Here is a 13,234-nt window from a genome sequence, read left to right as displayed (position 1 = left end):
GACATTTAGTTTTCTAATGAAAGACTATCTTTTATTTTATTTATCCAATTGATTACTTCCTCTTTTTGATCAGGTGTTACTATTGCATTTTTATGAAGTAACGTGTAGGACGCTAAGGGCATTTCATCAGATTTTATTTGTTTGATGATAGCTTCTAATTTGTTTTCTTGTTTTCGCTTGGAGTAGTTTCCGAATCCATTAAAGTTTAAATCTTTCTTTCCATCTTTAATGTGTTCTTCCATAAAAAACCGTGTTGGTTGAATGTATGAATACCAAGGATAATTTGTATTGTTACTGTGACAATCGTAGCAAGATGTCCGTAAAATAGTTTCAACATCTTTAGGAACATCGTACATTTTTGTGAAATTCGCAGTTAATTCCTGCTCATAACTTTCATTACGAGCAGGTTGATATAACTGCATCAACAAAAAAATAACAAACCCAATTATGAGTATTTTCTTGATGATTTTTTTCATTTTATAATTGTTTTTTCATAGAACCACAAGTAAGCATTTTCGAACCGTAGTAAGGATTTTTTATTTCTTTGCTTTCACTTATCCAAATAGCACCTTTTCCATCATTATACATAGGACAAAAGTCTTGATATAGTTTTTGTTTTGCTCCAAATATTTTTATCAAATCATTCACATCTTTACTCAACATCACAAAATGTTCTCTTTGGTGGTCAATTTTTCCAACATTATCGCCAATGTGTTCTGTGTGTTCTTTAGCATCATCAGCAATATCAATATATTCTGTTTTTAATTTTGGATCTATTGTATTGGTATTGAGTTTATTGAAAGTTGCATATAATGTTTTACCCGCATTGGCTGCTCCTTTTGTATCGTCTTTTGTGAGTGCGTTTTTTAGTTTTAAATAATCAAAAATTATTTCATTTATAGAAAATGTTGTTCGGGTAACCGATGTAGCGTCAGTATTAACTTCAACTGTTGTTGCATCATCATGACTAAGACTACCATCAGTATGATCATGCGCTGCTTCATTTAGTACAACTGGTTCGGTTAATTCCATTCCACATTTTGAACATTTTTCTCCTTTTTTCCCTGTTACCTCGGGGTGCATAGAACACGCATACAATTGTGAAGTACTTTCTATTTTTTCTGGATCAGTTGTTACAGCTTCTTTATTTTTTTGATTACAAGAAACTAGTACAAATGCCATTGCTATGGCTGAAAGGATTAGATTTTTCATTTTTTTTAAATTTATTAATTGTTATTTTTAGATATTTTAAAGTTTACATTTTTATTACAACACCATTTGGTTTTTTACCAACATTGATTGTTTTAGTAACGGTATGATTGATAACATTTACAACAGAAACTGTATTTGCTACTTGATTGGTCACATAAGCAGTGTTTCCGTCGGTAGTGAACGAAATTGCGTGAGCTCCAGCACCAGTATTAAAAGCTCCGCCGTGCATCCACATCATCATTGCAGTATTCCAAGTCCAGTAATGTACTTTTCCAGCCATTGGATCTGAAACCCATAACTCGCTTTTTGTTCCGTTGTGGGAAGCTATTCCGGGCATAAATCCTAAAACAATAGTTTGGTCAACGGCATTTGTAGCCACATTGATAACAGAAATAGATTGTCCGTCTTCGTTATCCACATACATTTTACCATCGCTACCCGTCCAAGCACCAACAGGATTGTCACCAACCGTAACCGTTGCAACAACTGCTTTTGTTGACACATTGATTACAGATATTGTATCATCATCGCCATTAGCAACATAGGCTTTTGTGCCGTCCGAAGAAAAAGTTAATTCTGCTGGCATCATACCCACAGTAATTGTGTTTGTTAATGCATAGGTAGAAGCATTATAAACCAATACTTTTCCGTTCATATCCATTTGAGGCACCCAAATTTCTGAACCATTTGGAGAATAAATAGTATTGTGGTTCATTACAGGTAAACCCATGTTTTTAACAATTGAACCAGTTGTTGCATCAATAACAACAAGTTTACCAGACATAGTTCCTGTTACTGCGTGTCCTGCGCTTAAATCCATCCCTGGAACTCCAATTGCAAGATGATTTCCATGTGAAGATATATGGTGTGGCCACATTATCATATTATTGCCAGTTCCCATTAATGGAATAGTTCCTATAACTTCATTAGTTGATAATTTGATTACTGAAATTGTTGCGTCTTCGCCATTGACAACATAAGCAGCAGTATAATTTACATTTAATACTGGATTTGTCATATCCATATTGTGGTCTTCGCTGCAAGATGATAAAAGCATAACTCCAATTATTGAAGCGGTAAAAAAAATAGTCTTCATATATTATTTATTTATAAATTATTTAATTGTTTCTACTGTCTTGCCACAACTCAACATTTGTGAACCGTAAAATGGGTTTTTAATAGTATTTTCTTTGCTCAACCAATTAGCACCTTTACCACCATTTGCCATTGGGCAAAACTGATAATAAATTGGCGTTTCCGCTTTTGAAACTTTCAGAAGTTCATACATATTTTTTGATAAAGTCATAAAATAGTCTCTTTGGTGTTTTACATCTTGTGTTTCGGAAATATGTTTGGCATCTTCTTTCAACTCATTCATTACTTTCATCCAAACCATATGCTCTTCCATTTTCAATGTTTCCATTTTTACGGCATTGATAGCCGAAAGCAATTCTTTAGATTGTATTGAAGCTGCTTTACCATCCGTTTTTATTAAAGCATCTTTCAATAAAAAGTAATTATCAAATACTGATTTTAATTGATTTTGAGTTACTTGTTCTATTTTTTGAGTTTCTGATTTATTGGCGTGAGCGCTATGATTTTCAATAGTTGCCATTTGCTTTGCCTGTTCGCTATCACTCGGTTCCGGTTTAGTTTCTGTTTTTACTGCAACTTTTGCCTCTCTATCATATTGACAACAGCCATGAAGATTATTATATACATCATCTGGAGCAAGGAATTTTTCGCTATCATAACCCGCAAGTGCAATACGTTTTAAGATTTCATCCTGATTGGTTTTTTTAGCATCATAAGTGAGCGTAGCCATTTTGGTGTCTTTATTCCAATCAACATTGGAAATTTTCCTGATACCTCCTGCTTTTTCTATGGTGGTTTCGCACATTCCGCAATTCCCGAATATTTTTACGGTTTCGGTTTTAAAGTTTTTGATTTGCGCATTGGATACCACGAATGATAACAATAGTGCTATTGTCACCACTACTTTTTTTAGTGATTTCATTGTAAAATAATTTTAAATTGAATTAGTTAAACAAGAACAAAATGACAGCATAACAAAGCCACCTTTTTGAAAATGAAATTAACTGAGCAAATAAATGATTTTAAAGCAATAATTGCTTTTTTTTGACACAATTATGGCTGTCAAATTTAAAATTTAGCCTATTTTTGGTATAAGCCATAGAGAATCGAAACCAGAAGAAATGGAGGTTTCGTAATTGTAAAAACTTTGTTTTTCTGAAAAGAAATTAAAAATATTTCTATTAAAGTTCAATTCATTAATAGAAACGGATGTGTTGCAAGAAGAAGCACAACCACATTTAGAATGGCTGCATTTTCCTCCGCAACCTTCGTGGTTTTTAGTTTTTGAATGACTATCGTTATTATAACAATCATCTTTATCCATTTTTGAGGAAGTCTCTTTTGAAGAAGAATGTTTCGATGAATTATTTTCACACGCAAAAGTTACTGCTGGCATCAAGAAGAAACCAAGAACAACGATTAATAAAATGTGAAACTTTTTCATTTGTATAGAAAATCTAAATATTGTAACAAAGTTAGAAAAATAATCCTAATACACGTTAAAGACTTGCTGATTTTTTTTTACTACTACTTAGCTTTGATTTTTATTCTCATTAAAAGCATTATTAGGGAAGCGAATAGATAAAGACTAATTCCTTTAATCTTTGTTATTTAAAAAAATAACTTTTAAAATGCTTTAATTTTAGTGAAGTAATAGTTTTAACTCCCTAACGACCACAAAAAGTATAAATCTCCAAATTCATTTGATTTTTGCGGTATTTATATAGTTCGAAAATTACTTCGAAATTTTTCTAGTATTTATGATTAATTAAATTTGTAGTAATTGTTAATTCGATTACCGTAATCGTAAAAAACTGTTTGCAAAAGATTTTTAAAGCTTTTCAAATCCTATCAAATTTTTGTTTTATTTTCTGCGTGTAATACAAATCCATATAATAGAGCATAAACATATTTAAAGACAGAATTTGCCTTTCTTATCTAAATGATCATTAATATTTGCAAACTGATAGTTTTATAGGGAAGAGGAATACTTGAATTGCCGAATTTGGATTTGATCTCGATAAAGCATGTATGACATCAACTAATAGACTTAGAACGGATAATTCCTTTTCCAACGGCTATAAGTTACGTTTTACCAATCAATAGATTTAATAAGCCTGTGTCCTTCAAACGTAGTTTCTAAACGTACTAGAATTGATAACTTTTTTTTCTGGTGCCATTTCCAAAAAATACTTAAAGGACATATCAAAACGGAAACGCTACACTAAAGAGGACTCTTGCTGTGCGACTATTATTTGTCCCGTATTAATTTAGCACTCTATGTAGATAAATGAAAAATCGATCAACTTATTGATTTTTCTGAGCACATTACCATTAGGAACGATTCCATCATAATAACGAAGAATGGCATTGAGTTTTTTTGTTATTGTACCTCATCATCTGAATAGCATTATGATGACATTCAAAAACGTGAAAAAAGGAGTGAAAAATTAAAGTTTTCTACTCCTTTTTATTAAACAATTAATTACTAAAAGACTTTTCAGTGGCCTCTTTTAAAGATAGTGTCTTTTTTTACAAATCCGTTTTAATTTAATTAATCCTTGTCATCTAAGTCTGTTTCATTTTCAAGTAAGTTTTTTATTTGCTCTCCAATATTCTGATTACCATCGTCGTTATCGGTACTAATTTCGATAACTCCATCCCCATCTGTATCCATCAATAAATTTTGATTAGCTAAAGTAATAAGTTTTGCCATTATGGCATCAAGATGAATTTTTATGTTAAGTGACATATCGTTACCGCTAACTATAAAATCTTTAGTTGGATCTTCAAAATCCATTTCAAGTTCAGCATCTTTTCCACTCCAGATTATAAAGTTTTTACCGTTTATTGTACCTTTAATTAAAAAAGTTTTACCTAACATTTCGCCCGGTACAATACTTTTTTCAAATTTAAATTCAATTTCCTCATACTTGGCATTGGGGATATTAACAGAAGTTATAAACTGAGTCAAAGTTAGGTTAGGATCTAAAATATCTACTAAAAAAGGACCTACCAGTTTTACGTCATCATCATAAAAAGGATCTGAAAGATTATATTGATCATCTTCTTCATCTATTTCAAATTTTATCTTTCCAATGTTTATTTTAAACTCGTTGAACACAACTGTTGATGCCGCAGTACGAGCAGTTGTAGACGTTTTTCCTGTTGCAGAAAAGGATGAAGCTTTTAATGTAACGTTACCGCTTGTAGATGGGTCATTTGTGCAAGAACTCATCACAATGACAAGTAATGCTAAAATCGATGTTTTTTTCATTTTTTTCATTTTTTTAAGATTAAATAATATGTAATTAGGGGTTAATAATTAATGGTTGTGACAAACAATTTTAATAATTGTATGAATAAAAAAAGTTTCTTTAAAATTTGCAATAACTAGGTTTTTATGTTTTGTATTAATTAATTCTTTGTGAAATACAGATAATCAGTTGTTCCATCGCTGCTACTTTTATTTTTCAGTCTAACGTTTGTAGTTGTAAATTCTGAAATTTTCCAATCGTCCTCCAAGTCATCTAATTTACTGTCTTCAAGTTTTAACAGAAATATATCTTGACTATTATTTACAAAAGTGGACCAATTTCCGGCGATAGTATTTTTTTCTTTCACAACCGTAACAGTTTCGTTAGAATTGAAAGTAAAATTATATCCATTGTAATTTAAAGTTTCATCACTATCATCAAAATAATAAGATACGTGCCAAGTTCCATTTGTCAAAATCGAAACAAAATTCTGATTTCCTACAGAGCCTGAATTAGTATTACAATCTTTAATTCCCTCTTCAATGCTATTTTCAAAATTAGAGTTATTTGTAATTACAACATTTTGACCCTTAGAGTTTATAATAGAAATTGGATAGCTGATAGATATAAACACATTACTTTCTAAATCTTTTAAAAAGTTATATAAATCCTTATCGTTTTGAATAGTAATAGTGTTTGCAATTTGATTATTTGCATTATAAATGTTAATCTTTATGGGATAATTTATACTTAGGCACTCAATCTCTTCAAACCCGTCATCATCATCACAATTATCAATAACATTCTCTAATTGATCCGAATTTCTAATTAGTTCTGTCTTGAAATTTTGATATTGGATTGTAATTGGATATACAAAGTTTACTACATCATCATCATTTGAAAAAGCATCTAATGCGTTTTGAACTACTACATAATCATTTTGGCTAGACACTGTAATATTCTTTTCATTTACAATAACGCTAACCGGTAACAAAACGTTAAAACAACTTGAATTATCCAAAATATTATCCTTAGCCGTTGGGTTTTGTGATACCCTAGAAATCAGACTAGCGAGCGGAGATGTAGCTGTTAAATTTTGTGTAATGTCTTGGATAACCAAAGTTTCCTCATCTTGACACGAAATAAATAGCACTACCGCAAGGCACATTAATAAATATTTAATTGTTTTCATATATAGTATTAATTAATATGTAAAATAACGAACTGATATTTTTTATATTGTTTTTTGTGGCATAGAATTCCGTTCTGCGTATTCGCTTCGATGTTTATAGACCGTTTTCATTTCGCTTATTCTATATTAAAAAAGTAACGGTTTAATACTAAAACAGTTTAGAGCTATATTACCCTACCAAAATTTAAAAATAAATATATCTTTGTAGAGCAAAAAATTACGAAATAAATGACAATATTTTCATTATCAAATACTTGTGATAAGATTATTTTTTCAATATTTTTTAAAAGTCATGCGAAAGCGCTTCGCAATTTTCTTTTTTATAAATATGGGAATAAAGATCAAGCCGATGATATAACGCAAGAAGCTTTTATTAAACTCTGGCAAAACTGTGCTACAGTACCCATTGATAAAGCGAAATCTTATATCTACACCATCGCAAATAATAGCTCTCTTAACGAGATTGCACATCAAAAAGTAGTTTTGCAATATGAAAAAAATTTTGTCGGTCATAATAACACAAATGAAACTCCAGAATTTATACTCGAAGAAAAACAATTTAAAAGTAAGCTCTTAAAATCAATCGAGAATTTAAAAGAAACACAGCGAGTTGCTTTTTTGATGCATCGTATAGACGGTAAGAAATATAGCGAAATAGCAACGGAATTAAATATCAGTGTAAAAGCAGTTGAAAAGCGGATACACTTGGCTTTAATTGAACTACGAAAAGAAATTGATACAATAAAGTAGGGTAAATTTGTTTTTACTTGTTTTAAATATAATACGATTAGTGCAATGGAAAAAAAATACATTTTAGCACAATGGCTAAACAACGAATTAACAGAAGATCAATTAGCTGAATTCAAAGCTAATCCTGATAATGAAAAATACGAACAAATTAAAAATTATACTGCTCATTTAGAAGTACCGCTATTTAATGAAGAGAAAGTTTTAGAGCATGTTATTAATCACAAAAAAATAATACCTAAAATTATTCCTTCCTACAAAAAATGGTTATTCAAAGCGGCTGCCGTTTTCGTTATTGGGATAGGAATTGTATTTATGATGCAAAATTTTGCGTTACAAACACATTATGCTCTTAATGGTAAAAAAACCACTTTCTTATTACCAGATAATTCTAAAGTAGTTCTAAATGCCGGCTCTGAAATTAAATATAAAAAATGGAATTGGGACAAAAATAGAAACCTTGAGTTGGATGGGGAAGCCTATTTTAAAGTAGCAAAAGGTGAAAAATTTGAAGTTACAACTGTCCTTGGAAAAGTTGCTGTTCTTGGAACTCAATTTAATGTAAAAGTACGGAAAGATCGTTTGGACGTAACATGTTTTGAAGGAAGGGTACTCGTAAAGTACCAAGAAAAAGAATTGATTTTATCACCTGGACAAGTTGTTTATTTTGTAGAAGGAAAACAAATAAACTCAACAATTGCTATCGCTAAACCAGAATGGATGGAAAACACAATTGCTTTCAATAAAGAAAATTTACACAACATTTTAGATGAAATACAAAGGCAATACGATGTTTCTATTGAAGTGAAAACAAAATATTCGAGTGCATTATTTACTGGAAAAATCCCAAGTAACAATCTTGATGTTGCTCTTCAAATTATTACCACAACCTATCATTTAGAATCCAAAAAAATTACTGCAAACAAAATAATTTTTGAAGGAAAATAAATTTTTTAAATGAAATACACTTCTGTTTTATTTTTTTGCCTAATTTTTGTCTTGAGTATGACAGCTCAAAACAGAAGTGAACCAATTGCATTAAAAGATATCCTGCAAACTATTGAGAAACAACATCTTATTTATTTTAATTACATTGACAATGAGATAGTTGAAATTAAAATTGTACCTCCAAAAAAATCATTGTCTTTGAACAAGAAGATCAGTTATCTTGAAAAAAAAACGAATTTGTTCTTTGAAAATATCGATAATAAATTCATCACCATTTACAGCAATAATAGCATAGAAAAAAAGAATATTTGTGGATATGTATATTCTAAAGAAGATAATTCCCCACTGGAAAATGTGAATATTAAGTTTGAAGATGCACTTAGTACTTCAACCAATATAAAAGGATATTTTGAACTAAAAAAAGAAAAGTACACTTATTTATTAATTAGTAACATTGGGTACACGACTAAAAAAATTTCTGTTTCTGATTTACAAAATATAAATTGTTCAAAAATTTACCTAGAAGTGGAAGTTTCTGAATTAAATAATATAATTGCGAATAATCTTTTAACATCTGGAATCTCAAAAAAAATTAATGGAACTTTTGAAATTAAACCCAAAAAACTTGGAATATTACCTGGCTTAATTGAACCGGATGTTTTACAAACTTTGTTGCAAATTCCGGGTATTTATAGTGCTGACGAAAGCATCTCAAGTATTAATGTAAGAGGAGGCACGCATGATCAAAATTTGTTTTTGTGGAATGGAATCAAAATGTATCAAACGGGACATTTTTTTGGATTAATTTCGGCGTTCAATCCTAATTTAGCCCATACCGTTTCTATTACTAAAAATGGGACTTCTGCTTTTTATGGAGAAGGTGTTTCAAGCGTTGTGGATATTTCTTCAAACACCAATAATTTAAAAAAAAACAGTATTAGTGCAGGAATAAACATGATAAATGCCGATGTATATTCAAAGTTTAAAATCTCCAAAAAAAGTTTTATAGAAATTGCAGGAAGAAAATCCATAACCGATTTAGTAAAAACACCTACTTACAAAGAGTATTATAATAAAGCCTTCCAAAATACAAGTATTACTAATTTTTATAATAATCAAAATATAAATTATTCAGGTGACGAAAAATTTAATTTTTACGATATTACGGCAAAATATTCTCAACAAATAGGACAAAAAAATCATTTTATTTTAGATTTTATTACAATTAACGATCAGCTGAAAATTTTTCAAACAACAAACAACAGTTCTCAAATCCAGTCTGAAAATAATATTTTAAATCAAAAAAATTATGGAGGTAATCTCTCATGGATGCGACACTGGAATACTAAAAACAGCTCTCATTTGAATGCGTATACTTCTTCATATGTGCTAAATGCCGAAAAAAACCAAATACAAGATAATCAAATTGTAAAACAAAAAAACGAAGTGTTAGACAACGGCTTGAAGCTTGAAAATACTCATGCAATTAATTCGAAATTCACCCTTAAAAATGGATATCAATTCAACGAAATTGCGACCATAAATGCAGATGAAATAAACAGTCCTATATTTTATAGAAGAATTAAAGAAGTTTTACGAATTCACGCACTTATAATTGAAGCAAAATATAATGATACAATATCTAAAATATATTTTAATGCTGGATTGCGATTAAACTATATCGAACAATTTAAAAAAAACCTTTTAGAACCACGATTACAATTTAATTATTCCATCACAAAATATTTTAATTTAGAAGTGTTAGGAGAGTTTAAAAGTCAAAATTCTTATCAGGTTATTGATCTGCAAAATGATTATTTTGGTATTGAAAAAAGAAGATGGATATTGTCAAATAACACAACAATACCCATTCAAAGAAGTAAACAAGCATCAATTAGTTTATTTTACAACAAAAATAATTGGTTATTTACTATAGAGAATTTTTATAAAAAAGTAACGGGCATTAATAGCTCCAGTCAAGAATTTCAAAACCAACTAGAATTTGTTAAAACTAATGGCGATTATAAAGTTTTAGGAATTGAAATGCTGGTTCAAAAAAAGATAAACCATTTTATTACTTGGTTTAGTTATACTTACAATATTAATAATTATCACTTTCCAGATTTAGAACAACCTGTATTTCCAAATAACTTTAAATTAGACCATATTATCTCTTGGGCTGGAATCTATGAAAGAAAAAATCTAAAAATAGCATTGGGTTCAAAGTGGTATTCTGGAAAACCCGAGACCACTCCTGTGAGTTCAAGTATAAATTACAGTAATTTCTCTAATCCAAAGATTGATTATAATACCCCAAACAATAAAATATTAGATGACTTTTTTCAAGTTAATTTTTCGGCAACGTACAAATGGGAAAGCTTAGATCGAGCTCAATATAAATTGGGGTTCTCTTTATTGAATATATTGAATCGAAAAAATGAAATCAATGAATATTATAGAATAAATGCAGTAACCAATTCTATAGAAGATATAAAAACTTTTTCACTTCGACGCACACCAAATTTAAGCTTTAGAGTAACGTATTAAACCTTGACGGTTATTGTTATTTTCCAAGTAAAGCAAGTTTTATATTGAATGCGGGCCATTTTTTAACCTAATTGCTTTTGATAAAATACTCCAGACAAACGATGTTGGTTTTCTGTATAAAGTGAAATACACTCTATAAAATAATAATTAAGTTTTGGCAAAAAAATAATTTTACTGCCAAAAATTAATTTTTTTAAAAAAAGTAGTACCTTCACTTTTAAAATAGACCTTTTGACAAAAACGCTTGAAAATACAATTCACAATTACTTTGAAACTGAAAATCAACTTTCTAGGGAGAAACTGGTACAAAAAATAGTAAATGATTTTCCGGATCTAACGGAAAGCACTATTACCGTTTATCTTTCTAAGCTTAAAAAGGCGGGCATAATCAATAATCCATCACGAGGAATTTACACAATTTCAAGTAAATCAAATTTCCAACCCGAAATTAATCAAGGTCTGAAAAAGGTATATAATAAAATTCATAAAGAATTTCCGTTCATAAAAATTTGTGTTTGGAATACAAAATGGATTAATGACCTAATGCGACACCAAACGTTTAAAAACTTCACGATAGTGGAAACTGAAAAAGAAGCTATAGAACAAGTCTTCAATAGTATTAGCGAAAGCACCAAAAATGTATACCTCAATCCCGATGAAGAGATATTTGAGAGGTACATAAGCACAAACATCGGAGAAGTTACTATAATTAAAAACTTGGTAACAGAATCACCAACAATGCAAATCAATAAAATCGAAATCCCTTCTTTGGAAAAATTGTTAGTAGATATGATCATTGATAAGGACCTATTTGCAGCGCAACAAGGTGAACTCGATTTTATTTTTAATACAGCATTCAAAAAATACCCTGTCAATATCGCAAAAATGAAACGATACGCAATGCGCAGAAACAGAGAGCAGGAAATCGAAAAAAAAATTAATTTAGTTTTGGCAAATTAATGTATTTTTTGCCAAAAGTTAACAACTATGATTGACCACAAAACACAACAGATAGAATGGATCACCAGCTTGAAAAATAAGTTAGGAAGTCGTATTGATCCCAAATTAATTGAAAAAGTAATTTGGGCACTAACCTTATTAGAACAACTACAATTAAAAGGATTAAACTTTACATTCAAAGGAGGAACAGCCTTGTTACTGGCAACCGAAACCCCCAAACGTTTTTCCATTGACATCGATATTATCACAGAACATACGGAAAAAGAAATAAGTGCCGTTTTACAAAAAATAGTTACTGAAAAAACCTTTATCAGTTGGGAAGACGACAACAACCGCAAACACACCCCCGATGCACCTATAGGGCATTTCAAAATGTATTATAAAAGCGTAGTGGATGGCAACATAGAACCAATTCTTTTAGACTTACTCTACACACCAAATCCATACCCAGAAGTTCGAGAACTCCCAATAAAGCACTCATGGCTTGCTACTTCAGGAGAAGATGTTATAATTGCAATGCCAACATTTGACTCTATCTTAGGCGATAAATTAACAGCATTCGCACCCAAAACAACTGGCATATTATACAGTAAAAACCGTCCAGTAGAAATTATAAAACAGTTGTACGACATTGCTTTTCTATTCGATAATATCACTAATTTGAAAATAGTTAAAAAAAGCTATGACAAAGTAGTCCAAGAAGAAATCGGTTTCCGAAAATTAGATTGTACTGCCAAGGAAGTATTAGAAGATACTCTGTCAGCCTGTTTCTTATTAGCGGAACGTGATACAAAATCAGAAGAATACAATCACTTGCAATTAGGTATTCGAAATTTCACCAATTTTACAATTGATAGATTTAATATTGACGAAGCTATAACTGCAGCAGCAAAAGTGGCTTACCTAACCAAGCTAATACATTCCGAAAATGAAATAAAAATTGAAAGGTTTAAAAACCCTTTAGAAATAAAAGATTGGTTGATTGAAAACCAAGAATACAATAAATTAAACAAGTTAAAAAAGAACAACCCAGAAGCTTTTTACTATTGGTATAAAAGCTTTGAATTTATAATCTTAAAGTAGATTCAATTTTACTTTATAAAAATAAACAATGAAAAACGATAAAATAAAACTCTCGCAATTAGAAGGCTTTTTAATGAAAGCAGTGTCCCGTCCTGAAATAGCGATACACAAAAAGTATCCTAATGGAAAAACATAAAGAAACACACTATGTGAAGCGGACTCAAAAAGATTATTCAATGTCTTTTAAATTACA

12 protein-coding genes and 1 pseudogene are annotated in these 13,234 nt (G+C 30.1%); 5 read left to right on the top strand and 8 right to left on the bottom strand.

The window, feature by feature from the left end:
• Positions 1-5 precede the first annotated feature (5 nt).
• From ACNQGB_RS13455 to ACNQGB_RS13420, 8 genes and pseudogenes are all read right to left on the bottom strand, one after another.
• The gene (locus ACNQGB_RS13455) at positions 6-476 is read right to left on the bottom strand and encodes a heme-binding domain-containing protein (RefSeq protein ID WP_417944411.1); all 471 of its coding nucleotides are present in this window, start codon (positions 474-476) and stop codon (positions 6-8) included.
• Position 477: 1 nt separating this feature from the next.
• Positions 478-1,212, bottom strand: coding sequence for a DUF3347 domain-containing protein (locus ACNQGB_RS13450; RefSeq protein WP_417944410.1), 735 nt, complete (start codon positions 1,210-1,212; stop codon positions 478-480).
• Positions 1,213-1,255: 43 nt separating this feature from the next.
• Complete coding sequence (locus ACNQGB_RS13445; protein WP_417944409.1) at positions 1,256-2,308, bottom strand: YncE family protein; 1,053 nt, start codon at positions 2,306-2,308, stop codon at positions 1,256-1,258.
• A gap of 18 nt (positions 2,309-2,326) precedes the next feature.
• Positions 2,327-3,229: a DUF3347 domain-containing protein gene (locus ACNQGB_RS13440; protein WP_417944408.1), complete on the bottom strand. Its 903-nt coding sequence runs from the start codon at positions 3,227-3,229 to the stop codon at positions 2,327-2,329.
• Between the two features lie 153 nt (positions 3,230-3,382).
• Positions 3,383-3,751: a hypothetical protein gene (locus ACNQGB_RS13435; protein WP_417944407.1), complete on the bottom strand. Its 369-nt coding sequence runs from the start codon at positions 3,749-3,751 to the stop codon at positions 3,383-3,385.
• A gap of 544 nt (positions 3,752-4,295) precedes the next feature.
• Positions 4,296-4,694 (bottom strand): annotated as a pseudogene (locus ACNQGB_RS13430) (transposase); the annotation flags it as partial.
• 167 nt (positions 4,695-4,861) lie between these two features.
• Positions 4,862-5,584, bottom strand: coding sequence for a hypothetical protein (locus ACNQGB_RS13425; protein ID WP_417944406.1), 723 nt, complete (start codon positions 5,582-5,584; stop codon positions 4,862-4,864).
• Positions 5,585-5,724: 140 nt separating this feature from the next.
• Positions 5,725-6,756, bottom strand: coding sequence for a hypothetical protein (locus ACNQGB_RS13420; RefSeq protein ID WP_417944405.1), 1,032 nt, complete (start codon positions 6,754-6,756; stop codon positions 5,725-5,727).
• A gap of 228 nt (positions 6,757-6,984) precedes the next feature.
• On the opposite strand from ACNQGB_RS13420, the gene ACNQGB_RS13415 reads away from it, so the two are divergent.
• The 5 genes from ACNQGB_RS13415 (at position 6,985) to ACNQGB_RS13395 (ending at position 13,041) form a co-directional block, all read left to right on the top strand.
• Positions 6,985-7,506: an RNA polymerase sigma factor gene (locus ACNQGB_RS13415; protein WP_417944404.1), complete on the top strand. Its 522-nt coding sequence runs from the start codon at positions 6,985-6,987 to the stop codon at positions 7,504-7,506.
• 45 nt (positions 7,507-7,551) lie between these two features.
• A complete protein-coding gene (locus ACNQGB_RS13410) occupies positions 7,552-8,451 on the top strand; it encodes a FecR family protein (RefSeq protein WP_417944403.1) in 900 nt (299 codons plus the stop codon).
• A 9-nt stretch (positions 8,452-8,460) separates the two neighbouring features.
• A complete protein-coding gene (locus tag ACNQGB_RS13405) occupies positions 8,461-10,998 on the top strand; it encodes a TonB-dependent receptor (RefSeq protein WP_417944402.1) in 2,538 nt (845 codons plus the stop codon).
• A 231-nt stretch (positions 10,999-11,229) separates the two neighbouring features.
• Positions 11,230-11,958, top strand: a complete 729-nt coding sequence (locus ACNQGB_RS13400; protein ID WP_417944401.1) for a DUF6577 family protein — start codon at positions 11,230-11,232, stop codon at positions 11,956-11,958.
• A 27-nt stretch (positions 11,959-11,985) separates the two neighbouring features.
• Complete coding sequence (locus tag ACNQGB_RS13395) at positions 11,986-13,041, top strand: nucleotidyl transferase AbiEii/AbiGii toxin family protein (RefSeq protein WP_417944400.1); 1,056 nt, start codon at positions 11,986-11,988, stop codon at positions 13,039-13,041.
• Positions 13,042-13,234 lie beyond the last annotated feature (193 nt).

The organism is Flavobacterium frigidum (assembly GCF_048286795.2).
This window is presented reverse-complemented; position numbering and strand designations above follow the sequence as displayed.